Below are 26614 nucleotides of genomic sequence, written 5' to 3' on the forward strand. Positions count from 1 at the left end.
GCAGCGATTACATGAAGCGCAAAAATATTCTGTTCATCATGGCCGATCAAATGGCCGCGCCAATGTTGCCGTTTTACGCCCGGTCCCCGATTCTGATGCCGAACCTGAGCCGCATGGCCGCCAATGGCGTAGTGTTCGACTCGGCGTATTGCAACAGCCCCCTTTGCGCGCCGTCGCGCTTCACCCTGGTCAGCGGCCAGCTGCCGAGCAGGATCGGCGCGTACGACAACGCAGCTGACTTCCCGGCCGACATCCCTACTTATGCCCACTACCTGCGTGCGCTGGGCTACAAGACCGCCCTGGCAGGCAAGATGCATTTCTGCGGGCCGGACCAGTTGCATGGCTACGAAGAACGCCTGACCAGTGACATCTACCCGGCCGACTATGGCTGGTCAGTCAATTGGGACGAGCCGGATGTGCGGCCAAGCTGGTATCACAACATGTCATCGGTATTGCAGGCTGGTCCGTGCATTCGCACCAACCAGCTGGATTTCGATGAAGAGGTGCTGTTCAAGTCCCAGCAATATCTGTACGACCACGTGCGCCAGGACGGTGATGCGCCTTTCTGCCTGACCGTTTCCATGACTCATCCTCATGATCCGTACACCATTCCCAAGCCGTTCTGGGACCTGTACGCCGACGAAGAGATCCCGATGCCGCCGCCGCACGCCAATCAGGCCGCGCTGGACCCGCATTCGCAACGGCTGCTCAAGGTCTATGACCTGTGGGACAAGCCCATGCCGACCGACAAGATTCGTGATGCTCGCCGCGCCTACTTTGGCGCGTGCAGCTACATCGACCTCAACGTCGGCAAGCTGATGCAGACGCTCGATGAAGTAGGGCTGGCGGAAGACACCATCGTGGTGTTCTCCGGCGATCACGGCGACATGCTGGGCGAGAAGGGCCTTTGGTACAAAATGCACTGGTTCGAAATGGCCGCGCGCGTGCCGCTGGTGGTGTACGCGCCGGGCCAGTTCAAACCGGGACGGGTCAGTGCGTCGGTGTCGACTGCCGACCTGCTGCCGACCTTCGTCGAAATGGCCAGCGGCAAACTGGACGCCGGTTTGCCACTGGACGGACGTTCGCTGATGCCGCATCTGAAACGCAAGGGCGGGCACGACGAGGTGTTCGGTGAATACATGGCCGAAGGCACCACCAGCCCGCTGATGATGATCCGTCGTGGCGCGTACAAATTTATCTATTCGGAACAGGACCCGTGCCTGCTGTTCGATGTGAAGAAGGACCCGGAAGAGCAGAAGGACCTGAGCCAATCACCCGCCCATGAAAAGCTGTTCAATGACTTCCTGGCCGAAGCTCGGGCCAAGTGGGACATCCCGGCGATACACCAACAGGTGCTCGCCAGTCAGCGTAGAAGGCGCTTCGTCGCCAAATCGCTGGCAACCGGCAAGCTGAAGAGTTGGGATCACCAGCCACTGGTCGACGCCAGTCAGCAGTACATGCGCAACCACATTGATCTGGACGATCTGGAGCGCAAGGCACGTTTTCCGCAACCTTGACCCTGCCCACACCAAAAAAACCAAAGGGGTACATCAATGAAGAAGTTATCCACAGCCGTTGCGGTCGCGGTCATGACCTTCGGTAGCCTGGCAGCGCAGGCGGAGGACGCCAGTTGCAGCACCGTGAAGATGGCCGATCCCGGCTGGAGTGACATTGCGGCCACCAACGCCATTACCAGCGTGGTCCTCGAGGGCCTGGGCTACACGCCCAAGGTCGATACCCTGGCCGTGCCGATTGCCTATGGCGGTTTGAAAGACGGCAAGCTGGATGTGTTTCTGGGTAACTGGATGCCGGCGCAGCAGGGCTTTTACGACAAGTTCGTGGCCACCGGAGATGTGACGCAACTGGCGAAAAACCTGGAGGGCACCGAATTCACCCTGGCCGTACCGGATTACGTCTGGGAAGCCGGTGTGCATAACTTTGCCGACCTGAACAAATTCGCTGACAAGTTCGACAAGAAAATCTACGGCATCGGTTCCGGCGCGCCTGCCAACCTGTCGTTGCAGGAGATCATCAAGAAGAACGAATTCGACCTGGGCAAATGGAAGCTGGTGGAATCCAGCGAGACTGCGATGCTCGCCGAGGTCAATCGCAACGTGAAGAAAAAAGCCTTTGTGGTGTTCCTCGGCTGGACGCCGCACCCGATGAACGTGCAGATCAAGGGCATGCACTACCTCAAGGGCGGCGAGAAATATTTCGGCGACACCGGCTCGGTCTTTACACTGACCCGCAAGGGTTATGCTCAAGCCTGCCCGAACGTCGGCAAGCTGCTGACCAATCTGAGCTTCACCCTGGACATGGAAAACAGCATCATGGCCGAAGTGGTCAACAGAAAGGTCAGCAACAGCGAGGCGGCGAAAGCCTGGATCAAGGCCAACCCGGCGGTGCTGGACAAGTGGCTGGAGGGCGTACAGACCGCTGATGGCAAGGACGGTCTGGCGGCGGTGAAGGCTAGGTTGTAAGCGTAAAGCCTTGAGTGCGCTGCGTGACGAAGGTCTGTGACGCGGAGCGTCACCCAAGGCATTCCCACGCTGGAGCGTGAGGAACGACAGGCGTCCGACTATCGTGCCCATGCTCCACGTGCCGTTCTGGGCGCTCTGCGTCCTCTACGTTCAATTCAACCGAGGGACCGATGCGCTGGCTCAATCGCCATAAATTCCTACCCTTTCTCGCCTGGCTGCCGCAGCAGAATCGCGCCAGCGTCGGGCGTGATGCGCTAGTGGGCCTGAGTGGCGCCATTCTGGCACTGCCGCAATCCATCGCTTACGCACTGATCGCCGGGCTGCCGCCTGAGTACGGCCTCTACGCTGCGATTGTTCCAGTCCTCGTGGCCTGTCTGTGGGGATCGTCCTGGCACCTGATCTGCGGGCCGACTGCGGCTATTTCCATCGTGCTATACGCCAGTGTCAGTCCGCTCGCCGTCCCGGCCAGTCAGGACTACATCGTGTTGATCCTGCTGCTGACCTTCATCGCTGGCGTATTTCAGTTGTTGCTGGGGATGATGCGCTTCGGTGCACTGGTAAATTTCGTTTCGCACTCGGTGGTGCTGGGTTTCACGCTGGGCGCTGCGGTGGTGATTGCGCTGGGGCAGATGCCCAATCTGCTGGGCATTGATCTGCCGAGTCAGACCACCGCGCTCAAAAGCGTGAGCGCCGTGCTCGAGCATCTGCGTGAGGTCGATCTGTCTTCGCTGATGCTCGGTCTGTTGACCCTGGCGCTGGGTATCGGACTCAAGCTTCTTGTGCCTCGCTGGCCGACGCTGTTGATCGCACTGGTGTCGAGCAGCCTGCTGGTGTGGCTGTGGCCGGCGATGTTCGGCCATGTCCGTGTGGTCAGCGCCTTCGTCGGCCATCTGCCGCCCTTCAGCCCGTTGCCGCTGGATCTCGAACTGATCCTCAAGCTGCTGCCGACCGCCGTGGCGGTGGGCATGCTCGGGCTGGTCAACAGCCTGTCGATTGCCCGCTCGCTGTCAGCTCGTTCGCAGCAGATGCTCAATGCCAATCAGGAAGTGCGTGCCCAGGGGCTGTCGAACATGGTCGGCTCGCTGTTCTCCGGCTACCTGTCAGCCGGGTCTTTTACCCGTGCGGCATTGAGTTACGAGGCAGGTGCGCGCTCGCCGTTGGCGGGGGTGTTTTCCGCGCTATGGGTAGCGTTGTTCGCGGTCGCCGGTGCCTCGTTGATATCGCACATTCCGATCCCGGCCATGGCCGCCTCAATTCTGCTGATCTGTTGGGGGCTGGTGGATCGCCGAGGCATTCGTGCGCTGTTCCGCGTCAGCCGCGCCGAGTTTTTCGTGATGGCGCTGACCTGTCTGGCCACCCTGCTGCTGGAGCTGCAAACCGCGATCTACGCCGGTGTACTGGCCTCGCTGTTTTTCTATCTCAAGCGCACCTCGCAACCGCGTGTCCAGCAATGGCGCGAGGGCGACGAGGAGGTCCTGCGGGTCGGCGGATCGATCTTCTTCGGCGCCAGCCACTACCTGCAAACCCGCCTGCAACGTACCGAAGGTGTGCGAGTGGTGATCGATGCGCAGCAGATCAACTTCATCGATTACTCAGGCGTGGAGATGCTTCATCAGGAAGCCAGACGTCTGGGCCGGCAGGGCAGAGTGCTGGTCCTGCGCAATGCCAGGCCGCAAGTGATCGAGGAACTGCACAAGCTGGAAGGGGCGGAGAAGTGCCCGATTCTGTTTGAGGATTGAGCCATGAATCATCGTCGCGATGCTCTGCGTTCTACAAAGGTCCCGATGAGCCCGTAGATTTGGCTTCTGCCCGGAGGGCGTGGGAGCGAACTTGTTCGCGAAAGGGCAGGTATAATCGCCGAAAATACATCATCTGAAATACCGCCTTCGCGAACAAGTTCGCTCCCACGGCCTTCGGCCAGAATCAAAAGCGGACTTGTGCATAACTCGGAGCATTGGCACGATAGTCCGCAGATAGCCGATCAACCCGCAGCCAGCAATCTGCGTAACTCAGCCAGCACCGGAGCCGATTCCGGACGCACACCGCGCCACAGCAGGAAGGCTTCTGCGGCCTGCTCGGCCAGCATGCCCAGACCATCCACCGCCTGCGCCGCGCCGTGTTCGGTGGCCCAACGGCAAAAAGCAGTGGGTTCGTTGCTGTACATCATGTCGTAGCAGAAGGTCACTCCCGGCTGGATGAGGCTGGGCGTAATCGGCGGCAACTCTCCGGCCAGGCTGGCCGAGGTGGCGTTGATGATCACGTCCACCGACTCTTCAAGCCAGTCGTAGCTGCTGGCGAATACCGGCCCGAGGTCGGCAAACTCCTGCGCCAGTCGTTCGGCTTTCTCGACCGTACGATTGGCGATCACCAAGGCAGCGGGCTGTTGCGCAAGCAACGGCTCCAGCGCACCACGCACCGCACCGCCTGCGCCCAGCAACAGAATGCGCTGACCACGCAGGCTGCGACCGCAATTGACCGTCAGATCACGTACCAGCCCGGCACCGTCAGTGTTATCACCCAGCAGGGTTCCGTCGTCGAGCTTGCTCAGGGTGTTGACCGCCCCGGCGCGCTGCGCACGCTGGGTCAGGCTGTCGGCAAGGCGCCAGGCTTCTTCCTTGAACGGCACAGTAACGTTGGCACCGCGCCCGACCTGGAAAAACGCCTGGGCGAACGCGGTGAAATCGTTCAGCGGTGCCAGCGAGGTCTGGTAATCAAGCGTTTGCCCGGTTTGTTCGGCAAACAGGCGATGAATCAACGGCGACTTGCTGTGGCCGATGGGATTACCGAAGACGACGTACTGGTCCATGTGTGTTCCTGATCTGTTTGCGTGTGCAGCACCTTGCGGCGGTGAATCGGCTCAGTTTTCGGCCAGCCAGTCCCGATCAGTGAGGAAGTATTCGGTCAGACGCGCCTCTTCGCTGCCCGGCGTGGCCTTCCAGTCATAACCCCAACGCACTTGCGGCGGCAGCGACATGAGGATCGATTCGGTACGCCCACCCGATTGCAGACCGAACAACGTGCCGCGGTCATACACCAGGTTGAACTCAACGTAGCGACCACGACGGAATTCCTGAAACTCACGCTGCTGCACGGTATAGGCCGCCGCCTTGCGACGCCGCACGATCGGCAGATACGCATTGATGAACGCATCACCGATAGCACGAATGAACGCGAAACTGGTGTCGAAATCCCACTGGTTCACGTCATCGAAAAACAGACCGCCGATGCCGCGCGGTTCATCGCGATGCTTGAGGTGGAAGTAACTGTCGCACCAGGCCTTGTAGCGCGGGTAGACATCCTCACCGAAGGGCGCACAGGCGCGCTCGGCGACCCGGTGCCAGTGCACGCAGTCTTCCTCGACGCCGTAATAGGGCGTCAGGTCGAAACCGCCACCGAACCACCAGACGGCCTCTTCACCTTCTTTCTCGGCAATGAAGAAGCGCACGTTGGCGTGGGACGTCGGCACATGCGGGTTATGCGGATGGATCACCAGCGAAACGCCCAGCGCCTCGAAACCACGTCCGGCCAGTTCAGGCCGATGAGCGCTGGCAGACGGCGGCAGATTGCTGCCGAAAACATGGGAAAAATTGACACCGCCTTTCTCGATGACCGTGCCATTCTCAATCACCCGCGTGCGACCACCGCCGCCCGCCGGACGCGTCCAGGCATCTTCCATGAAGTGTGCGCTGCCATCTTCCTGTTCAAGCGCAGTGCAGATACGGTCTTGCAGGTCGAGCAGGTAGGCTTTTACGGCCTCGGTACGGGTACTCATGAGGATCCCTTACGGCTGACGTCAAACGGCTGAGCCCTCGCAGCAAAGAGGCGCAGGCAAATTGGCGCGTAGCATACCATCGGCGGCGCGGGCTGGCAGTTGACGAAGGTCCGGGGATGGAGTCCGATGGGGGCTTTCGCAGCTTGTTTTAACCATCAAGGAGAGAGCACATGGCAAAGCGTATCCAGTTCAGCGCTGTCGGAGGACCCGAGGTTCTTGAATATGTCGATTTCGAGCCGCAGGCTCCGGGGCCGCAGGCGGTGGTTGTGCGTAACAAGGCCATTGGCCTGAATTTCATCGATACCTATTACCGCAGCGGGCTGTATCCGGCGCCGTCGCTGCCTTCCGGCCTCGGTGCCGAAGGGGCGGGGGTGGTCGAGGCGGTGGGGGCCGAGGTGACTCGCTTCAAGGTCGGTGATCGTGTCGCTTACGGCACCGGGCCGCTGGGGGCGTACAGCGAAGTGCACGTGCTGCCTGAAGCGAATCTGGTGAAGCTGGCGGACTCGATCAGTTTCGAGCAGGCCGCAGCCCTGATGCTCAAGGGCCTGACGGTGCAGTATCTGCTGCGTCAGACGTATCAGGTGAAGCCGGGCGAGACCATTCTGTTTCATGCTGCTGCGGGTGGTGTGGGTTCGCTGGCCTGCCAATGGGTCAAGGCGCTGGGCGCCAAACTGATCGGCACGGTCAGTTCGCCGGAGAAGGCCGCGCACGCCAAGGCGCTGGGTGCCTGGGAAACCATCGATTACAGTCACGAAGACGTCGCCAGGCGCGTGCTGGAGCTGACCGACGGCAAGAAATGCCCGGTGGTCTACGACGGGGTGGGTCAGGACACCTGGCTGACGTCACTCGACTGCGTGGCACCACGTGGGCTGGTGGTGAGCTTCGGCAATGCGTCCGGGCCGGTCTCGGGCGTGAATCTCGGGATTCTGGCGCAAAAGGGTTCGGTGTATGTCACGCGCCCGACGCTGGGCTCTTACGCCAACAATGCGCAGAACCTGCAGACCATGGCGGACGAGCTGTTCGACATGCTCGCCAGCGGCAAACTCAAGGTCGACGGCATTCAGCAGTATGCTCTGAAGGATGCCGCCAAGGCGCAGACCGAGCTGTCGGCCCGGCGTACCACCGGCTCGACCATTCTGATTCCTTGATCGTCTGCCCTTGAATGCGCACTGTGTGCCAGCGTCAGCCGGCACGCACAATCTGCGCGGTGGCGATATCCCTTATCACGCTGGGGTTTCGACGCCCGCCCAGGCTGCCGCCGAGAACCCCGTCGATCTGCCCGCGGAAGTACTGCTCGACGCGCAATCTCGAACGCGCAGCCGGGCGACCCGCCGGGTTGGCCGAGGTGGAGATCAACGGACCGACCAGTGCGCACAGTTCACGTACGGTCGGGTGATCGGTAACACGCAGCGCCACGGTTTCGTGAATGCCGGTGATCCACTCGGGCAGCAGGTTCTGATGCGGTACCAGCCAGGTGTTGGGCCCAGGCCAGGTGCTGGCCATGCGGTCGAGCCACAGTTCAGGGAAGTCTTCGAACAGGAAGTCGAACTGGCGAATGTTGTCGGCAATCAGGATCAGGCCTTTTTCCACCGGCCGTGACTTGATCGCCAACAGACGATAGACCGCTTCTTCATCCCAAGGATCGCACCCAAGCCCCCAGACTGCCTCGGTCGGGTAGGCAATCACCGCACCGGCTCGAATATCCTGAGCGGCTTGTTGCACTCGCCAACTGCTGACCATTGTTTGTCTCTCCACTGAATCCTGGCGGCAGTTTAACCTCAGGGCGCTCTGGCGAACCATCGTCCTGCTTCACAGCTTATGCGTCCGTCCAGTTCCAGCTCGGTCAGGCCAGCCAATACCTTGGGTAATGGCCATCCGCATGACAACGACAGCCCCTCGCTGGTGTGCGGTGCGGCGTGCAGCAGCGCCAACAGTGGATGATCGCAAGGGGCAGGCTTCGCCGGCGTGACGGGATCGATGCCGGGCGCAACACGTTTCCAGTGCTGCAAGCCTTCAAGAATGTGTTCGACGGTCTCAATCAGTGTCGCGCCGTCTCGTATCAACTGATGACAGCCCTTGGCGCCAGGGTGATGAATCGAGCCGGGTATCGCGTAAACCTCTCGTCCATGCTCGGCGGCCAGCCGCGCGGTAATCAATGAGCCGCTGGCAACACTGGCCTCGACCACCAGTATGCCCAGCGACAGGCCACTGATGATTCGGTTACGTCGCGGGAAGTTGCTGGCCTGTGCTGCGGCGTCCAGCGGGAACTCGGAAATCACGGCGCCGCCCTGGGCCGCCATCTGTGCTGCAAGCGCGCGGTGCTGCTGTGGATAAAGTTTTTCGAGCCCGGTGCCAAGCACGCCGATTGTAAGCCCCCCGACATCCAATGCGCCCTGATGCGCGGCACCGTCAATACCTCGCGCCAAGCCGCTGGTGATCACAAAACCGGCAGCCGCCAGGCTGCGCGCAAAAGCGCTGGCGGTGTCGAGTCCGGGTCGGGAGGCGCGACGACTGCCGACCATTCCCAGTTGCGGACGCTCAAGGATCGAAGGGTCGCCGGCAATGAAGATCAGCGGCGGTGGATCTGCGATCTGCGCCAGCAGCGCGGGGTAGCCGGGGTCGTCCCACATCAGCAAATGCTGGGCCGGACGCTCCAGCCAGGCCAATGCGGCACTGGCGCCATCACGTACGGAGGGGTCACGACGCGCCTCGGCACAGACACCTGGAATGCCCAGCGCACGCCATGCGCTGGCCGGCGCACTGAGCGCTGACGAGGCCGAACCGAAAGCTTCAATCAGTCTGGAAAAGCGTTTCGGCCCTATCTCGGGCAAGCGGTGCACGCGCAAGCGCGCTTCCAGCTCTGCAGGCGAAGAGAGGGCATTTTCGAACAATGGCATGAGATCGTCCCTGATCCATCGTGCATCTCAAGTGATGCACAAACCTGTGGATAACTCTGTTGACAACAATTTGATAAGTGTCTGGTTCGTCACACAAATCCGTGTCAGATCTGAAACATGCGTCTACGGATTGCGAACCTTGTCCATGATGGCCAAAGATCGGTTGGCTTGCAGGACCAAGGCGTAACTAAGCTTGTCGTAGGTACGGAAAACCATCAGCAGCCCGGCCCGTTCGTCGGGGATTTTTACCAGCTCACCGGTGATTCGGTCGCGCACGGTTTCGCTGGTCTTGTAGATCGCCAGCACGTTGCCCTCGGTCAGACCGTCGCGTTTGCCCTTGTCGAGCGTGACCACATCCAGCACGCTGACCTGAGTGACGCCGCGTGGCACATCCAGAATCAAACCTTCTATCGGCGCCTGCGGAGCGCTGGGCAGGAACGTCGAGTTGATGGCCCGCTCTTCGCTGCTGAACAAGCGATCGCCCAGACGCACTTCCTGCGTGGAGCGCTGCAGAATCAGGGTCGAGACGTCACCTTCGGTGGCAACCACCTCGGCGCTGCCGACGTCATCGGCGTTGATGCCCAGTACTTCCTTGGTCTCCGGATCGATGTAGGTCTTGCCCTGACGGAAGATGCCATAGACGCTGTGCGCCGGGTCCAGCGCGCCCCGTGCATAGGCACGATCACCGTTGCCACTGAGCACGCGCTCGGCATTGCCCGCAACGATGTAGGGGGCTTTCTCGAACTGCTCGGCGTTGTCGACAATCCGGTTGCTGATCAGGAATGCGTTGATCGCCCCCAGCGGAATGCTCGGAATGGCCTCGACCATCGGCGTACTGCGCACACGCGGTGACAATTTGATGGTCCCGCGCGACTCGCCCCGATTGAGCGTCACGCGCGGCTGACCATCGACCCAGGTCAACGCGAGGGTGTCACCGGGGTAGATCAGGTCGGGATCATGGACTTGCGGATTGGCCCGCCAGATCTCGCGCCATTTCCACGGTTCACGCAAGAACTTGCCGGAAATGTCCCAGAGTGTGTCCCCGGCGACAACGGTGTAGCTTTGCGGATAGCCTTCCCTGAGTTGCACTTGCGCCTGCGCAAGACCGCTGGCGGTCAGCAGCAGCAGGGCGAGTAGTGATTTCCTCATGCGGTGAATCCCTTTATCATGTTGCCTCACGCGAACCCTAGAGTCCTGTCCTGGGCTGCCTGCCTTGAACTCCCGGGCCCGGCACCCAACATTGACTTTACCTTAACAGTGCAGCTCTTACGTATATGGCCATTCTAAACATCCTCGAATTTCCCGATTCGCGCCTGCGCACTATCGCCAAACCTGTGGCGATGGTAGACGAAGGCATTCGCCAGTTGGTCGACGACATGTTTGAAACCATGTACGAAGCGCCAGGTATTGGCCTGGCCGCGACTCAGGTCAACGTCCACAAGCGCGTGGTCGTCATGGACCTGAGCGAAGACCGCAGCGAACCGCGGGTCTTCATCAATCCTGAAATCGAAAAGCTGACCGACGAAATGGATCAGTATCAGGAAGGCTGCCTGTCGGTTCCCGGTTTCTACGAAAACGTCGACCGCCCGCAAAAGGTTCGCGTCAAGGCGCTGGACCGTGACGGCAAGCCTTACGAACTGGTTGCCGAGGGCCTGCTCGCCATCTGTATCCAGCATGAATGCGATCACCTGAACGGCAAGCTGTTCGTCGATTACCTTTCCAACCTCAAGCGTGACCGGATCAAGAAGAAGCTCGAAAAGCAGCACAAGCTCAACGCCTGATCCGTCGTTACCCCAAAAGGCCTGAACAGGCCTTTTTTTATAATGAGAACTCCATGACTGAGCCACTGCGCATCGTCTTCGCCGGCACCCCGGAATTCGCCGCCGAACACCTCAAGGCCCTGCTCGACAGCCCTCACCAGATCGTCGCCGTGTACACCCAGCCCGATCGCCCGGCCGGTCGTGGACAAAAGCTGATGCCCAGCCCGGTCAAGCAACTGGCGCTGCAACATGACGTACCGGTCATGCAGCCGCCAACGCTGCGCGATCCTGACGCGCAGGCCGAACTGGCAGCGCTGCAACCCGATTTGATGGTGGTCGTCGCCTACGGCCTGATCCTGCCGCAAGTGGTGCTGGATATTCCGCGCCTGGGCTGTATCAACAGCCACGCGTCGCTGCTGCCGCGCTGGCGTGGTGCGGCGCCGATTCAGCGCGCGGTACAGGCCGGTGATGCCGAGAGCGGCGTAACGGTGATGCGCATGGAAGCGGGCCTGGACACCGGGCCGATGCTGCTCAAGGCCGTTACCCCGATCACCGCGCAGGACACGGGCGGCACGCTGCATGATCGCCTGGCCGAACTCGGTCCGCCGGCTGTGTTGCAGGCCATTGCCGGTCTGGCGGACGGTTCGCTGGTCGGCGAGGTTCAGGATGACAGCCTGGCCAACTACGCCCACAAGCTGAACAAGGACGAAGCGCGCCTGGACTGGACACGTCCGGCCGATGAGCTTGAGCGCCTGGTCCGCGCCTTCAACCCCTGGCCGATCTGCCACAGCACGCTGAACGAAGAAACCCTGAAAGTCCTGACAGCCGATCTGGCCGAAGGGCAGGGCGCGCCGGGGACGATTCTTGGCGCCAGCAAGGATGGCCTGATCGTCGCGTGCGGTCAGAACGCGCTACGCCTGACCCGTCTGCAATTGCCGGGCGGCAAGCCGCTGAACTTCACGGATCTGTTCAACAGCCGCCGCGAGAAATTTGCCATCGGCACGGTGCTGGGCCAATGAACCCGCGTCTGGCCGCCGCCAAGGCATTGGCTGCCGTGCTCAGCGGCAAGGCCTCGCTGAACAGCTCGTTGCCCACTCAACTGGACAAGGTCGAGGTGCGTGATCGTGGTCTGACTCAGGACCTGGCATTCGGCACCGCGCGCTGGCAGCCGCGCCTGTCGGCTCTGGCGGCCAAACTGCTGCAAAAGCCCTTCAAGGCCGCCGACGCCGACGTTGAAGCCTTGTTGCTGGTCGGTCTTTATCAGCTGTTCTACAGCCGCATTCCGGCCCACGCCGCCATCGGTGAAACCGTGGGCTGCGCCGACAAATTGAAAAAGCCCTGGGCCAAAGGCTTGCTCAACGCCGTGCTGCGCAATGCGCAACGTGACGGCGAGGCGCTGCTGATCGAGCTGGAACACGACCCGGTGGTGCGTACAGCCCACCCGCGCTGGCTGCAGAAAGCCCTGAAAGCCGCCTGGCCGGAACAGTGGGAAGCCATCTGCGCGGCCAACAATGCGCACCCGCCGATGATTTTGCGCGTCAACCGACGCCATCACCGTCGCGATCAATACCTCGAACTGCTCAACACTGCCGGCCTGCAAGCCAGTGCGTGCACATTCAGTCAGGACGGCATCGTGCTCGCCGAGCCGTGCGATGTGCGCTCACTGCCCGGTTTTGCCGAAGGCTGGATCAGCGTGCAGGACGAAGCCGCGCAACTGGCCGCCGACCTGCTGGAGCTGGCCCCCGGGCAACGGGTACTCGATGCCTGCTGCGCGCCGGGCGGCAAGACCTGCCACTTGCTGGAAGTGCAGCCGCAACTAAGCGGCGTGGTAGCGGTGGATCTGGAAGCCAAGCGTCTGGTGCGCGTGCGTGAAAACCTTGATCGCCTGGGCCTGGATGCCGAGCTGATCGCCGCCGATGCACGCGAGACAGCGCAGTGGTGGGACGGCAAACCGTTCCAGCGCATCCTGCTCGACGCACCGTGCTCGGCGACCGGCGTGATTCGTCGTCATCCGGACATCAAACTGACTCGTCAGGCAGACGACATCGTCGCGCTGGCGGCCTTGCAGGGCGAGCTGCTCGATGCGTTGTGGCCTACGCTGCAGGTAGGCGGCATGCTGGTGTACGCGACCTGCTCGACACTGCCGACCGAAAACACCGACGTCATCGAGGCGTTTCTGGCGCGTACCTCCGGGGCCAGAGAGCTGGACATCGCCGGGCAGGCAGGACAGCCGCCCGCGGGTATCAAGCAAGCCCATGGTCGCCAGCTGCTGGCCCAGCAAGGCGGCCACGATGGTTTCTACTACGCCAAACTGATCAAGATCGCGGCGGCGCGGGAGTAAGCGCGTGAAAATCATCATTCTGGGTGCAGGACAGGTAGGCGGTACGCTGGCCGAGCATCTGGCGGGCGAAGCCAATGACATCACCGTGGTCGACACTGACGGCGACCGGTTGCGCGATCTGGGCGACCGCCTGGACATCCGCACCGTGCAGGGCAAAGGCTCCTACCCGGCGGTGTTGCGTCAGGCCGGCGCGGACGACGCCGACATGCTGGTCGCGGTGACCAGCAGCGACGAAGCCAACATGATCGCCTGTCAGGTGGCCCACACGCTGTTCCACACGCCGACCAAGATCGCGCGCATTCGTGAAGCGGCGTACCTGACACGCGCTGGCCTGTTCGATAAAAACGCGATCCCGGTCGACGTGCTGATCAGTCCGGAGCAGGTCGTCACCAACTACATCAAACGTCTGATCGAATACCCCGGTGCGCTGCAGGTGATCGACTTCGCCGAAGGCAAAGCGCAACTGGTCGCGGTCAAAGCCTATTACGGCGGCGCACTGGTCGGTCAGCCGTTGCGCCAGCTACGAGCGCACATGCCGAATGTCGAAACGCGCATCGCGGCGATCTATCGCCGCGACCGGGCGATACTGCCGCATGGCGACACGGTCATCGAAGCCGATGACGAGGTGTTTTTCATCGCCGCCAAGGCTGATATTCGTGCCGTGATGGGAGAGCTGCGGCGCCTGGACGAGAACTACAAACGTATCGTCATCGCCGGTGGCGGCAACATCGGCGAGCGTCTGGCTGAAGCCATCGAAAGCCGCTATCAGGTGAAGATCATCGAAGTGAGCCCGGCGCGCTGCCGCTATCTGTCGGAGCATCTGGACAGCACGGTGGTGCTGCAGGGCAGCTCATCGGACCGCGACCTGCTGCTGGAAGAAAACATCGGCAACACCGACCTGTTCCTGGCGCTGACCAACGACGATGAAGCCAACATCATGTCGTCGCTGCTGGCCAAGCGTCTGGGCGCGCGCAAGGTGATGACGCTGATCAATAACCCGGCCTACGTCGATCTGGTGCAGGGTGGCGAAATCGACGTTGCGGTCAGCCCGCAGCTGGCAACCATCGGCACGCTGCTGGCCCACGTGCGCCGTGGTGATATCGTCAGCGTGCATTCGCTGCGACGCGGTGCAGCCGAAGCCATCGAGATCGTCGCTCACGGCGACTCGAAATCCAGCAAGGTGGTGGGCCGCGCCATCAAGGACATCAACCTGCCGACCGGTACGGCAATCGGCGCAGTCATCCGCGACGAACAGGTGCTTATCGCCCATGACATCACCGTGATCGAATCCGGTGACCATGTGATCATGTTCCTTGTGGACAAGAAGTGCATCCGCGAGGTTGAGCGGCTGTTTCAGGTCGGCCTGAGCTTTTTCTGAACCGCTCCTGAACAGGGTGTGACCCTGACTGAACCTCTTGCCGACGCGCCCTGTCGGCAACGCTCGTCGACTCGGGCGAATTCTCTCTGAGCCCGTGCATCTCAGACACACGAGCTTCATGCCTGCACGGGCTTTATGAGAGAGAACGCACCCCATGTCCGAATCGGAAAATTCCCCGGCCCCGCTTCAAGGCTCACAGACTGACGGCACACCGGCGGGTGGCTGGCCTGCGCTCAGTGCGGTCAACAAGCACCTGTTGCACCAGCATGTGCTGATCAAGGGCAACCGCACGCTGATGTCCATGAACAAGCCTGGCGGCTTCGACTGCCCCAGTTGCTCCTGGCCGGACCCGAAGAAACCGCACACCTTTGAATACTGCGAGAACGGTGCCAAGGCACTGGCCTGGGAATCGACCAGGAAACGCGTGACGCCCGAGTTCTTCGCCCGGCATACGGTCAGCGAACTGGCGACCTGGAGCGATCACGCGCTGGAAGCAGAAGGCCGTATTACCGAGCCGATGCGCTACGACGCCGCCACTGACAAATACCTGCCTGTCACCTGGGACGAAGCGTTCGCCGAGATCGGCGCAGAGCTGCGCGGCCTGAGCGATCCATGGAAGCTGGAGTTGTACACCTCCGGACGCACGTCGAATGAAGCCGCCTTTCTGTATCAGCTGTTCGGTCGGCTGTACGGCATGGCCAACTTCCCTGACTGCTCGAATATGTGCCATGAAACCACCACTGCGGCGCTGCCCGAGTCGATCGGGGTCGGCAAAGGCACCACGACGCTGGAAGATTTCGAAAACGCCGACGCGATTTTTATCATCGGCCAGAACCCCGGGACCAACAGCCCGCGCATGATGTCCGAGCTGCACGCCGCCGCACGCCGGGGCGCAAGCATCATCTCGTTCAACCCGCTGCGGGAAAGGGCGCTGGTACGCTTTGCGGCGCCGCAGGACCCGCGCGACATGCTCAGTCTGCATGGGGTGGAAATCAGCTCGCAGTACCATCAGGTCAGGATCGGCGGCGACATGATCGCCCTGCAAGGCGTTTGCAAGGCCGTGATCGAAGCCGATGACGTGGCGCAGCGTGAAAACCTGCCGCGCGTCCTCGATGTGGCGTTCATTGAAGAACACACCCATGGCTTCGAGCAGTACGCCGATTATTGCCGACAGTTGCCCTGGGACATCATCGAGCGCCATTCGGGTCTGACGCGTCAGGCCATCGAAGAGGTGGCTGCGGTTTATAAGCGCTCGAAGGGGGTCATCTGCTGCTGGGGGATGGGCATCACTCAGCACAAGCGTGGCGGTGATGCCATGCAGCAGATCATCAACCTGCTGCTGTTGCGCGGCAACATCGGCAAGCTCGGTGCAGGGGCTTGCCCGGTGCGCGGGCATTCCAACGTACAGGGCGACAGGACGATGGGCATCTATGAAAAGGCCGGCGAACCGTTTCTGGCCAGCATGAGCAAGGTGTTCGGTTTTGAGGCGTCCAGAAAAAAAGGCCACGCCGTGGCCGAGACCTGCGAAGCCCTGTTGCGCGGCGAGGTGGAGGCACTCATTTCCATGGGCGGCAATTTCTTCCGCGCCATTCCGGACACCGATGTGATCTGCCCGACCGTCAGCCGCCTGAAAATGACGGTGCTGGTCAACACCAAGCTCAACCGCAGTGCGACGGTACATGGCCAGAAGGCCTTTCTGCTGCCATGCGTGGCGCGTTCGGAACGCGACCTGCAGAACGGTGTGGCGCAAACCATTACGGTGGAGGACTCGATGTCGATGGTGCACGGCTCGACCGGCATGCTCGAGCCTGCGTCGAAACATCTGATTTCCGAAATCGCCATCATTGCCGGTATCGCCAAAGCGACGCTTGCGCCCAACCCCAAGGTGGACTGGGACAGCTATGTGGGTGACTACGCCAGGATTCGCGACAAGATCGAAGAAGTATTGCCCGAGCAGTTTTACGATTTCAATCAGCGCATCCTAGAACCCGGAGGTTTTCGATTGCCCAATGCAGCCAGTGAGCGCAAGTGGGACACCGAGTCGGGCAAGGCCAACTTCCTCTTTCCCGAAGGCATCTACGACGAAGACGACACGCCGCCGGGCGCCGAGCATCTGCAGTTGATGACGATCCGCAGCCATGACCAGTTCAACACCACGGTGTATTCCAACGACGACCGTTATCGGGACATCTTTGGCGACCGCATGGTGGTGATGCTCAACCCGCAGGACATCGAACGCCTGGGGCTGAAAGCCGGGGACTACATCGAGTTTCAGACGGCGCTCGACCCGACCACGGCGCGGCGTGCAGCGGGTTTCAAGGTCATACCCTACGACGTGCCGCAGGGTTGCTGCGCAGCGTATTACCCGGAAACCAACGGCCTGCTGCCACTGGCCAACCGGGATAAACATGGCAACACTCCTGCGGCCAAATCCATCCCGGTGAACCTGGTGCGGATGAGTCCGGAGGGCACTCAGGTGGCGCTGGAGCGGCGCGGGTTGATTGCGGCGGCCAGTTGAGGGAAATACTATCGTGCCCATGCTCCAGCGTGGGCACGCCGTTCCGGACGCTCTGCGTCCTCTTTGTGACGCGGAGCGTCACGCACGGCATTCCCACGCTGGAGCGTGCGGAACGATAATCTCGACTATCGTGCGGCGCTCCGCGTCGCATGCAGTTCTGGACGCTCTGCGTCCTATCTTTCCTAGTACCAGCGCGCTTCGCCTGGCGGGCGTTTCTTGAAGCGTTTCATGGTCCACATGTACTGGCTAGGGTAAGCCCGCACGTATTTCTCGACCACTTTGCTCATCGCCGCTGCCGAGGTTTCGGTGTCGGTGCTGTACATGGCTTCCGGAGCCGCTTCGAGTACCACTTTGTAACCCGAGCCGTCCGGCAGGCGCATGGCGTGCAGGAATACACCGACTGCCTTGCCGCCTGCCAGCATGTTCGGTACGAACTTGCTGGTCAGCGCCTGGGTGCCGCAGAAGGGCACGAAGATGCCCGCTGATTCGGCCGGCTCCGGATCGGCCGGAATACCCACCGAGCCGCCTTTGCGCACTTCCTTGATGACACTGAGAATGCCTTCCTTGGTCGACGCCGCAACCCGGTTGCCCAACTGCACACGCTGCTTGCGCAACAGGTCGTCCACGGCTTTCAGCTTGGGTGGACGATAGAAAATGATCGGCTTGCACTGGCTGCAGTAGAAGTGATTGAGCACTTCCCAGTTGCCCAGGTGACTGGTGATGCCGACTACGCCCTTGCCGGACGCCAGCGCATCCTTGAGCACATCGAGCCCTTCGACTTCACGCACCAGGTCGATCGATTTCTGTGCTGGCCAGATCCACGCACAGGCGCTTTCGGTCAGGGTTTTGCCGATGTCCATCAGGCTGCGGCCAACGAGCTTTTCCAGCTCCGGCTCGCTCAACTCGGGGAAACACTTGGACAGGTTGATCCGTGCCACTTCCCGCGAACGGTTGGGCAGCTTCCACATCAGCCAGCCAATCGCGGTGCCTGCCCACTGCACCGCGCGCCACGGCAACAGCGCAAACAATCGCAACGCCCCGACCATTACGGCGCCTTTGAACTTATCCACAGATGACTCCCAGATTCTCGAGGCGGGTAGTGTAACCGTCAGCGGCTCAGGATCGCATACCGATCGCAATCGACGGTGTGGTCCATGACCATGCCGCTGGCCTGCATGTAGGCATAACAGATGGTCGGGCCGACAAAGGTGAAACCGGCCTTTTTAAGTGCCTTGCTCATTGCTTCGGCCTCGGCAGTAATCGCCGGGACTTCGCTGCGATCCTTGAAGTGATTGATCTTCGGTGTACCGCCGACAAACGACCAGAGCAGCGCGACCGGGTCTTCCAGCGCCAGCCAGGCCCGCGCATTGGTGCGCACGGCCTTGAGCTTGAGGCGGTTGCGGATGATGCTCGGATCGAGCATCAGCGTCTCTATTTCGGCATCGCTCAACTGCGCCAGGCGCTCGACGTCAAAGCCGTGCAGCACTTCGCGATAACGCGCCCGCCGCTTGAGAATCGTGATCCACGACAGCCCGGCCTGGAACCCTTCGAGCAAAAGCAACTCGAAGAGCTTCTGCGCATCGCGCAGCGGCACTCCCCACTCCTGATCGTGATAAGCGATGTACAGGGGGTCTTCGTTGCACCAAAAGCAGCGTGTCATAGGGCTCCCAACGAGTGGACGTGCGGCCGAATCGGGTATACTCCCGCTCTTTGAATCGCAGCCCAGCACAGGTGAAATTTGTGAGCCAGCCTACGCCAGCCGTGCGTACCTTCCAAGACTTGATCCTCGCCCTCCAGCAATACTGGGCAGAACAAGGTTGCGTGGTACTTCAGCCCTACGATATGGAAGTAGGCGCCGGCACGTTCCACACTGCCACGTTTCTGCGCGCCGTAGGCCCGGAAACCTGGAACGCCGCTTACGTACAGCCAAGCCGTCGCCCGACTGACGGCCGCTACGGCGAAAACCCGAACCGCCTGCAGCACTATTACCAGTTTCAGGTGATTCTCAAGCCGAACCCGGACAACTTCCAGGAACTGTACCTGGGCTCGCTCAAGCACATCGGCCTCGATCCGCTGGTGCACGACGTGCGCTTCGTCGAAGACAACTGGGAATCGCCGACGCTGGGCGCCTGGGGTCTGGGCTGGGAGATCTGGCTCAACGGCATGGAAGTCTCGCAGTTCACCTACTTCCAGCAGGTCGGTGGCCTGGAGTGCTACCCGGTCACCGGCGAAATCACGTATGGCCTCGAGCGTCTGGCGATGTACCAGCAGGGCGTGGACTCGGTCTACGATCTGGTCTGGGCTGACGGTCCGTTCGGCAAAGTGACCTACGGCGACGTGTTCCACCAGAACGAGGTGGAGCAGTCGACCTACAACTTCGAACACGCCAACGTCGACAAACTGTTCGAGCTGTTCGACTTCTACGAAAGCGAAGCCGCACGCCTGATCGAGCTGGAGCTGCCATTGCCCGGCTACGAAATGGTCCTCAAGGCCTCGCACACCTTCAACCTGCTGGATGCCCGTCGCGCGATTTCCGTGACGGCGCGTCAGCAGTACATCCTGCGCGTACGCACATTGGCCCGTTCGGTGGCTCAGGCCTACCTGCAGGCCCGCGCCCGTCTCGGCTTCCCGATGGCGCCGCCCGATCTACGCGATGAAGTGTTGGCCAAGCTGGAGGCAGCGCAATGAGTGCTCAAGATTTTCTGGTCGAACTGGGCACCGAAGAACTGCCACCCAAGACCCTCGTCTCGCTGGCCGATGCGTTTCTCGCCGGTATTGAAAAAGGCATCACAGGCGCAGGTCTGACCTACAGCGCCAAGCAGGTCTACGCAGCACCGCGTCGTCTGGCCGTGCTGATTACCGCACTGGCCACGCAACAACCGGATCGCAGCGTCAACCTCGATGGCCCGCCGCGTCAGGCAGCGTTCGATGCCGACGGTAACCCGACTCAGGCCGCCCTGGGCTTCGCCAAGAAGTGCGGCGTCGACCTGAGCGAAATCGATCAGAGCGGTCCGAAACTGCGTTACAGCCAGACCATCCTCGGCAAGCCGACGACGTCCCTGTTGCCGACCATCGTCGAAGACTCGCTGAACGACCTGCCGATTGCCAAGCGCATGCGCTGGGGTGCTCGCAAGGAAGAGTTCGTGCGGCCGACCCAGTGGCTGGTGATGCTGTTCGGTGATCAAGTGGTGGACTGCACGATCCTTGCCCAGAGCGCGGGTCGTCATTCGCGCGGTCATCGCTTCCATCATCCGCAAGACGTGCGCATTTCTTCGCCTGCCGGTTACCTCAGCGACCTGCGCGCCGCTCATGTGCTGGCCGACTTCAACGAACGTCGGCAGATCATCAGCCAGCGCGTCGACGAGCTGGCCACCCAACAGGAAGGCACCGCCATCGTGCCGCCAAGTCTGCTGGACGAAGTGGCCGGTCTGGTCGAATGGCCGGTTCCGCTGGTGTGTTCATTCGAAGAGCGCTTCCTGGAAGTCCCTCAGGAAGCCTTGATTACCACCATGCAGGACAACCAGAAATACTTCTGCCTGCTGGATGTCGACGGCAAGCTGCTGCCGCGCTTCATCACCGTGGCCAACATCGAGAGCAAGGACCCGGCACAGATCATCGCCGGTAACGAGAAGGTGGTTCGTCCACGCCTGACCGACGCCGAGTTCTTCTTCAAGCAGGACAAGAAGCAGAAGCTGGAAACCTTCAACGATCGCCTGAAGAACGTCGTGTTCCAGGCGCAGTTGGGCAGCGTGTTCGACAAGGCCGAGCGTGTGTCGAAACTGGCCGCTTACATCGCCCCCCGCATCGGCGGCGACGCCCAGCGTGCTGCGCGGGCCGGTCTGCTGTCCAAGTGCGACCTGTCGAGCGAGATGGTCGGCGAGTTTCCGGAAATGCAGGGCATTGCCGGTTATTACTACGCCAAGGCCGACGGCGAGCCTGAAGATGTCGCACTGGCGCTCAATGAGCAGTACATGCCGCGTGGCGCAGGTGCCGAACTGCCAACCACACTGACCGGTGCTGCGGTGGCAATTGCCGACAAGCTCGACACGCTGGTTGGCATCTTCGGGATCGGCATGCTGCCTACCGGCAGCAAGGACCCCTATGCACTGCGTCGTGCGGCACTGGGCATCCTGCGTATCCTGATCGAGAAGAAGCTCGATCTGAACCTGATCGAAACGGTGAAGTTCGCCGTCACGCAGTTCGGCGCGAAGATCAAGCCAGCCGGTCTGGCGGAACAGGTGCTCGACTTCATCTTCGATCGTCTGCGTGCGCGCTATGAAGACGAAGGCGTCGACGTGGCGGTGTACCTTTCGGTGCGTGCCCTGCAACCGGCTTCGGCGCTGGATTTCGATCAACGCGTCCAGGCAGTCCAGGCCTTCCGCAAACTGCCACAGGCCGCAGCACTGGCCGCAGTGAACAAACGTGTATCGAACCTCTTGAGCAAGGCCGAGGGCAGCATTGCCCAGACCGTCGAGCCCAAGTATTTCGACAACGCCAACGAGTTCTCGCTGTACTCGGCCATCCAGCAGGCCGATCACGCGATCCAGCCGATGGCTGCCGAGCGTCAGTACAGCGAATCGCTGGCGCGTCTGGCGATGTTGCGTGAGCCGGTCGATGCGTTCTTCGAAGCCGTGATGGTCAACGCGGAAGACGCCAACGTGCGTGCCAACCGTTATGCCCTGTTGTCGCGTTTGCGCGGTCTGTTCCTCGGCGTCGCCGACATCTCGTTGCTGGGCTGACAAGGAGTCGCTGTGAAACTGCTGATACTTGACCGGGATGGCGTGATCAATCATGACTCCGACGCTTACATAAAGTCGGTGGCGGAGTGGCTGCCCATTCCTGGCTCGATCGAAGCTATCGCAGCGCTGAGCAAGGCCGGCTGGACGGTGGCCGTTGCCACCAACCAGTCCGGCATTGCCCGAGGTTATTATGATCTGGCCACTCTGGATGCCATGCACGTGCGCTTGCGCAAGCTGGTGGCAGAGCAGAGTGGCGAGGTCGGTTTGATCGTCTATTGCCCGCATGGGCCAGACGATGGCTGTACCTGCCGCAAGCCCAGACCCGGGATGCTGCAGGCTATCGCCCGTCATTACACCGTGGACCTCAAAGGTCTCTGGTTCGTGGGCGACAGCAAAGGTGACCTGCAGGCCGCACAAGCCGTCGATTCTCAGCCTGTGCTGGTGATGACCGGCAAAGGCCGCAAGACGATGGAAGGCGGAGTGCCGGCAGGCACGTTGATTTTTGACGATCTGGCGGCAGTTGCCGCAGAACTTATCCACAACAGCGCTCACTGAACAGTCAGCTCTTCAGGTTCAGGACGCTCAAGGAGCGGGCACCTGCCCGTACGGTAAACGTAACTATGTCGATCATGCAGGCAATCAGGACCTTCTTCTTCTACCTGTTGCTGGGCACCAGCTCGCTGTTGTGGTGCACGTTGAGTTTTTTCATTGCGCCTTTTCTGCCGTTCAAAGCCCGCTATCGCTTCATTAACGTCTATTGGTGCCGCTGCGCCATCTGGCTGACCAAGGTGTTCCTGAACATCAAGGTAGAAGTGACTGGCGCCGAAAACGTACCGAAAACCCCCTGCGTGATCATCTCCAACCACCAGAGCACCTGGGAGACGTTCTTTCTGTCGGCGTATTTCGAGCCGATGAGCCAGGTCCTCAAGCGTGAACTGCTGTATGTGCCGTTCTTTGGCTGGGCGATGGCAATGCTGCGCCCGATCGCCATTGACCGCGAAAACCCGAAAGCCGCACTCAGGGAGATTGCCAAGAAGGGCGACGAGTTGCTCAAGGATGGCGTCTGGGTATTGATCTTCCCGGAGGGCACACGCGTGCCTTACGGCCAGGTCGGCAAATTCTCTCGCGGCGGAACTGCACTGGCAGTGAACGCTGATCTGCCTGTGCTGCCGGTCGCGCACAACGCAGGCAAGTACTGGCCCCGCGACGGCTGGGCGAAAAAGCCAGGCACCATTCAAGTGGTGATCGGCGAGCCGATGTACGCAGAGGGCTCAGGCCCACGTGCCATCGCTGCGTTGAATGAGCGCGTTCAGACCTGGAATGAGGATACGCAACGGGCGATGGGCTCGCCTGCTGTACCTGTTGCAACTCCCGAAAAAGTCCCGGCGTGATTTTGTGGATAACCTGTGTACGGTTTTTTTGAAACCGCGCAAAAAGACGATCTAACCTGCTAATTCATATACATATTTTTTCAGGCTATAAAAACCGGAAAAACGTGCATAAGTTTTGATGATGTATCAGAAACCGACCTTTAAAAGGTCGGTTTTTTTATGCGCAACGCGTCGGTGAAGCCTCAAGCCGATATTGCCGTGCAGGCACTCCGAAGCGCTGGCGGAAGACTCTGCTGAAGTAAGCGACATCACTGAATCCCCAACGCCAGGCGATCTCACTGATCTGTCGATTGGCGAGTAATGGCTCGCGCAGGTCACTGGCGCAGCGTTGCAACCGAGAGGCCAGCAGGTAACGTCCGAACGAGGTCTGTTCATCCTGAAACAAGCTGCTGATATAGCGCGTACTGACTCCGAACCGGACGCTGACACTGGCCAGAGACAGTTTTGTATCTGCCAGGTTGGCCTGGATATGATCCTTGATGCGCAGCAGCAAGCCACTGCGTCTTGAACCTTGTGCCTGCCCTTCGACCCGTTCGGACAACGCCATTGCCAGCAAGTCCAGCCCTTGTTCGGTTATCCGCGCCTGTTGTGATTCGCCTACCCGGTTCTCGAGTGCAGCCAGGCCGGTAAAAAAGTCGAAGACCAGTCCATTGAGCGGGTCATCGCGAGACAGTGATAACGCAGTCAGATACTCCAGATTACACAGACGCTGCTGCAGGCTGTTGCGCGGGATTTGCACCACAGTCTGTCTGAATGCACTGTCGAAGTGCAGCCGGTAGGGGCGACGAGTGTCGTAGATGGCAAAGTCGCCGACCTCCAATAGCGCTTCGCGCCCCTCTTGAGAAACCTGCGCCCGGCCTTCAAGCGCCAGACTCACCAATACGAACTCGTCGTCACTACGCGAAATACTCGAGGTATCTCGGACGACTGTCTGACTGCAGGCCTGCACCTCTACCAAGGCCAGTCCTGCAATGCTGTGCGAGCGCAAACGACCGTGGAAATTTTGTCGATCCGAGAAGGCACATTCCAGCGGCACGAAGGTACTGCACACCACTTCCTGCCAGAACTCTGCTCGTTCCTGCACAGCAATACTGTTGGTGTCGAAATAAATGCTCATCGCGTTCAACCTGCATTTCGATGCGTCAAGCCAACCGCCATGCAAGTCTGAAACCATTCCTGTCGGCCTGTCCGTTCCAGTCAAAAAGCCGTTCCTTTTCGTCCTAATACCGTCGCCAGAAAAGCCCATAGCCTATGGCCATCCAACAGCCACATGAGTTTTTGACGATGAAAGAGCCCTTGAAAGTCGCCTGTGTACAGGCCGCGCCGGTATTTCTGGATCTGGACGCCACCGTAGACAAGACCATCGCCCTGATGGAGCAGGCGGCAGCCGCCGGAGCCCGCCTGATGGCATTCCCCGAAACGTGGATTCCGGGCTATCCGTGGTTTTTGTGGCTGGACGCACCGGCTTGGAACATGCCACTGGTGCAGCGCTATCACCAGCAGTCTCTGGTACTGGACAGCCCCCAGGCCCGGCGTATCAGCGATGCGGCTCGCCATCTCGGTCTCTATGTGGTGCTGGGTTACAGCGAGCGACACAAAGCGTCGCTGTATATCGGTCAGTGGATCATCGACGATCGCGGTGAAACGGTTGGCGTGCGTCGCAAGCTCAAGGCTACCCATGTAGAACGTACGATGTTCGGCGAAGGCGACGGCGCCTCATTGCGTACGTTTGAAACGCCTGTCGGCGTTCTGGGGGCGCTTTGCTGCTGGGAGCACCTGCAACCGCTTTCCAAGTACGCCATGTATGCGCAGAACGAACAGATCCACGTCGCCGCCTGGCCGAGCTTCAGCCTGTACCGCAGTGCCACAAGCGCCTTGGGACCAGAGGTCAATACTGCGGCTTCGCGGGTTTATGCCGCAGAGGGGCAGTGCTTCGTCCTCGCACCCTGTGCAATCGTTTCCTCTGAAATGATCGAGATGCTCTGCGACAGTGACGCCAAGCGCAGCCTGTTGCAGGCCGGTGGCGGGCACGCACGCATTTTCGGTCCGGACGGAAGTGATCTGGCAACTCCGCTGGGCGAACATGAGGAAGGCCTGCTCTACGCAACACTTGATCCAGCCGCATTGACCTTCGCCAAGGTAGCAGCCGACCCGACTGGACATTACTCACGTCCCGACGTCACCCGTCTGATGTTCAATCCGAATCCCAACCCATGTGTAGTCGATCTACCAGGCCTGCCGATCAGCAGCGAGTGCATTGAGCTGCTTCAGCCTGACATCGCGCTGGAGGTGTGACATGCACTCAGCCATTCCTGAACATCTGCGCAAGCCGCGTAAGCTGAACAGCAATCTGCCCGAGGGCTATCAACCACCTTTTCCTGCATGGTCCGCGCGTTTCGATCCGCTGGCAGGGCAGGTGGTGATGGCTTATTTCGGCGTCCAGTCCTTGCAGCCGTTAGGTCTGCCAGAACTGGCAGCGATAACCACTCGGTTCGATAGCGATTCAGGACCGCGGTATTGGGACAGCGCACGTTGCGTGGACGCCGATGGTTTCCATACCTGCATAGCCATCGCTTACTGGCACGACGTGGACGCTTTCAATCAGTGGCGCAACAGCTCGGGTTTCGCGCACTGGTGGCAAGACCCGGCTCGTGAAACCGGGCCACTGGGATGGTTCCTCGAGGTCGTCTGCCCGAGTGCCGAGCGTTTCGAAACATTGTTTTCCGCGCCGGATGTACCTGAAGGCGTTACGCATCTGGCCAGTCACATGAGTGAACCTATTCAGGAACACGCGTACTGGGGCAGTTCCCGCGATCGTATCCCTCTGGCCCAGACCGATGCACTGACAGGCAGCAGCAATCCTTCCAGTGCGAACGCGCTGTGCGTCGGCAGGGTGCGTATGTCGGGGCGCGATAACCTGTGCCTGATTCGATCCGGACAGGATTGGAGCAGCACCACCGGACAGGAACGCGATAGGTATCTGAACGACATACAACCCGTGCTACAGCGCGGCATGACGTTTCTGAGCGACGAAGGCGCCACTGTCGGCTGCCTGAGCTGTCGCTTCATGCAAGCGCTGGACAGCGACACCGGCGAACCCTTGGAGAAGAGTTTTGGCCTCGCCTGGTTCGATGACCTGAGTAACCTGGAGCGCTGGGCAAAGACTCATCCCACTCATGTGGCGATCTTCGGCGGCTTCATGCAGTACGTACAGACCCTTAACTTTCAGGTCCAGTTGCGCCTCTACCACGAGATCGCAGTGATCCCCAGTGAGGACCAGTATTTCGAATACCTCAACTGCCATCCCGGCAGTGGCTTGCTCAGCCGCTGATACGCAT

General features: G+C 60.7%; 23 protein-coding genes. 15 read left to right on the forward strand and 8 right to left on the reverse strand.

The genetic code is table 11. The annotated features are described in order from the left end of the window. The first annotated feature begins 11 nt into the window (after positions 1-11). From betC to BT119_RS07905, 3 genes are all read left to right on the forward strand, one after another. On the forward strand, positions 12-1517 hold the full coding sequence (betC, locus tag BT119_RS07895; RefSeq protein ID WP_044309649.1) for a choline-sulfatase: 1506 nt from the start codon (positions 12-14) through the stop codon (positions 1515-1517). A 36-nt stretch (positions 1518-1553) separates the two neighbouring features. Beyond that, positions 1554-2480 (forward strand): choline ABC transporter substrate-binding protein, encoded by a 927-nt coding sequence (locus BT119_RS07900; protein WP_072365287.1) that lies wholly within the window; start codon positions 1554-1556, stop codon positions 2478-2480. 170 nt (positions 2481-2650) lie between these two features. Next, positions 2651-4219, forward strand: a complete 1569-nt coding sequence (locus BT119_RS07905; protein ID WP_072365289.1) for a SulP family inorganic anion transporter — start codon at positions 2651-2653, stop codon at positions 4217-4219. A 242-nt stretch (positions 4220-4461) separates the two neighbouring features. Here BT119_RS07905 and aroE read toward each other — a convergent pair whose 3' ends face one another. After that, entirely contained in the window at positions 4462-5286 is an 825-nt protein-coding gene (aroE, locus tag BT119_RS07910) for a shikimate dehydrogenase (protein ID WP_072365291.1), read from the reverse strand. Between the two features lie 51 nt (positions 5287-5337). Beyond that, on the reverse strand, positions 5338-6252 hold the full coding sequence (hemF, locus tag BT119_RS07915; protein ID WP_072365293.1) for an oxygen-dependent coproporphyrinogen oxidase: 915 nt from the start codon (positions 6250-6252) through the stop codon (positions 5338-5340). A gap of 170 nt (positions 6253-6422) precedes the next feature. On the opposite strand from hemF, the gene BT119_RS07920 reads away from it, so the two are divergent. After that, complete coding sequence (locus tag BT119_RS07920; protein WP_058398194.1) at positions 6423-7400, forward strand: NADPH:quinone reductase; 978 nt, start codon at positions 6423-6425, stop codon at positions 7398-7400. Between the two features lie 34 nt (positions 7401-7434). On the opposite strand, the gene BT119_RS07925 is transcribed toward BT119_RS07920, so the two are convergent. The 3 genes from BT119_RS07925 to BT119_RS07935 form a co-directional block, all read right to left on the reverse strand. Further along, positions 7435-7992, reverse strand: coding sequence for an L-threonylcarbamoyladenylate synthase type 1 TsaC (locus tag BT119_RS07925; RefSeq protein ID WP_003340101.1), 558 nt, complete (start codon positions 7990-7992; stop codon positions 7435-7437). 38 nt (positions 7993-8030) lie between these two features. After that, complete coding sequence (gene dprA / locus BT119_RS07930; protein ID WP_058416777.1) at positions 8031-9149, reverse strand: DNA-processing protein DprA; 1119 nt, start codon at positions 9147-9149, stop codon at positions 8031-8033. 123 nt (positions 9150-9272) lie between these two features. After that, a complete protein-coding gene (locus BT119_RS07935) occupies positions 9273-10298 on the reverse strand; it encodes a LysM peptidoglycan-binding domain-containing protein (protein WP_003367793.1) in 1026 nt (341 codons plus the stop codon). A gap of 125 nt (positions 10299-10423) precedes the next feature. Here BT119_RS07935 and def point away from each other — a divergent pair, with 125 nt between their 5' ends. The 5 genes from def to BT119_RS07960 all read left to right on the forward strand — a co-directional run bounded on the left by def (position 10424) and on the right by BT119_RS07960 (position 17146). Next, entirely contained in the window at positions 10424-10930 is a 507-nt protein-coding gene (gene def / locus BT119_RS07940; protein WP_002551333.1) for a peptide deformylase, read from the forward strand. A 53-nt stretch (positions 10931-10983) separates the two neighbouring features. Beyond that, the gene (fmt, locus tag BT119_RS07945; protein WP_044309644.1) at positions 10984-11928 is read left to right on the forward strand and encodes a methionyl-tRNA formyltransferase; all 945 of its coding nucleotides are present in this window, start codon (positions 10984-10986) and stop codon (positions 11926-11928) included. Next, positions 11925-13250 (forward strand): 16S rRNA (cytosine(967)-C(5))-methyltransferase RsmB, encoded by a 1326-nt coding sequence (gene rsmB, locus BT119_RS07950; RefSeq protein WP_003432726.1) that lies wholly within the window; start codon positions 11925-11927, stop codon positions 13248-13250. Before fmt ends, rsmB begins: the two co-directional genes overlap by 4 nt. 4 nt (positions 13251-13254) lie before the next feature. After that, positions 13255-14628, forward strand: a complete 1374-nt coding sequence (gene trkA / locus BT119_RS07955) for a Trk system potassium transporter TrkA (protein ID WP_003367803.1) — start codon at positions 13255-13257, stop codon at positions 14626-14628. Positions 14629-14782: 154 nt separating this feature from the next. Beyond that, positions 14783-17146 (forward strand): FdhF/YdeP family oxidoreductase, encoded by a 2364-nt coding sequence (locus BT119_RS07960; protein ID WP_054082291.1) that lies wholly within the window; start codon positions 14783-14785, stop codon positions 17144-17146. A 182-nt stretch (positions 17147-17328) separates the two neighbouring features. Here the strand turns inward: BT119_RS07960 and BT119_RS07970 are convergent, their stop codons facing one another. Both BT119_RS07970 and BT119_RS07975 read right to left on the reverse strand, forming a co-directional pair. Further along, positions 17329-18216, reverse strand: coding sequence for a lysophospholipid acyltransferase (locus BT119_RS07970; RefSeq protein ID WP_003367808.1), 888 nt, complete (start codon positions 18214-18216; stop codon positions 17329-17331). Positions 18217-18254: 38 nt separating this feature from the next. After that, positions 18255-18806: a DNA-3-methyladenine glycosylase I gene (locus tag BT119_RS07975; RefSeq protein ID WP_003432729.1), complete on the reverse strand. Its 552-nt coding sequence runs from the start codon at positions 18804-18806 to the stop codon at positions 18255-18257. A gap of 80 nt (positions 18807-18886) precedes the next feature. Here BT119_RS07975 and glyQ point away from each other — a divergent pair, with 80 nt between their 5' ends. The 4 genes from glyQ (at position 18887) to BT119_RS07995 (ending at position 23276) form a co-directional block, all read left to right on the forward strand. Next, a complete protein-coding gene (gene glyQ, locus BT119_RS07980) occupies positions 18887-19834 on the forward strand; it encodes a glycine--tRNA ligase subunit alpha (RefSeq protein WP_002551326.1) in 948 nt (315 codons plus the stop codon). Continuing rightward, positions 19831-21885, forward strand: coding sequence for a glycine--tRNA ligase subunit beta (glyS, locus tag BT119_RS07985; protein ID WP_003367812.1), 2055 nt, complete (start codon positions 19831-19833; stop codon positions 21883-21885). The genes glyQ and glyS overlap by 4 nt, the downstream gene beginning before the upstream one ends. 12 nt (positions 21886-21897) lie before the next feature. Continuing rightward, positions 21898-22440: a D-glycero-beta-D-manno-heptose 1,7-bisphosphate 7-phosphatase gene (gene gmhB / locus BT119_RS07990; RefSeq protein WP_072365295.1), complete on the forward strand. Its 543-nt coding sequence runs from the start codon at positions 21898-21900 to the stop codon at positions 22438-22440. Positions 22441-22505: 65 nt separating this feature from the next. After that, positions 22506-23276, forward strand: a complete 771-nt coding sequence (locus tag BT119_RS07995) for a lysophospholipid acyltransferase family protein (RefSeq protein WP_044309641.1) — start codon at positions 22506-22508, stop codon at positions 23274-23276. A gap of 157 nt (positions 23277-23433) precedes the next feature. Here BT119_RS07995 and BT119_RS08000 read toward each other — a convergent pair whose 3' ends face one another. After that, positions 23434-24393 carry an AraC-like ligand-binding domain-containing protein gene (locus BT119_RS08000; protein ID WP_003367817.1) on the reverse strand — a complete coding sequence of 320 codons (960 nt, stop codon included), beginning with the start codon at positions 24391-24393 and terminating at the stop codon, positions 23434-23436. 167 nt (positions 24394-24560) lie between these two features. Between BT119_RS08000 and BT119_RS08005 the strand changes: the two genes are divergently transcribed. Further along, a complete protein-coding gene (locus BT119_RS08005; protein ID WP_042930491.1) occupies positions 24561-25571 on the forward strand; it encodes a nitrilase in 1011 nt (336 codons plus the stop codon). A 1-nt stretch (position 25572) separates the two neighbouring features. After that, positions 25573-26607: a phenylacetaldoxime dehydratase family protein gene (locus BT119_RS08010; protein ID WP_072365297.1), complete on the forward strand. Its 1035-nt coding sequence runs from the start codon at positions 25573-25575 to the stop codon at positions 26605-26607. Positions 26608-26614 lie beyond the last annotated feature (7 nt).

Source organism: Pseudomonas sp. NFACC10-1 (assembly GCF_900119195.1).
In the GTDB taxonomy this organism is placed as follows: Bacteria; Pseudomonadota; Gammaproteobacteria; order Pseudomonadales; family Pseudomonadaceae; genus Aquipseudomonas; species Aquipseudomonas cerasi.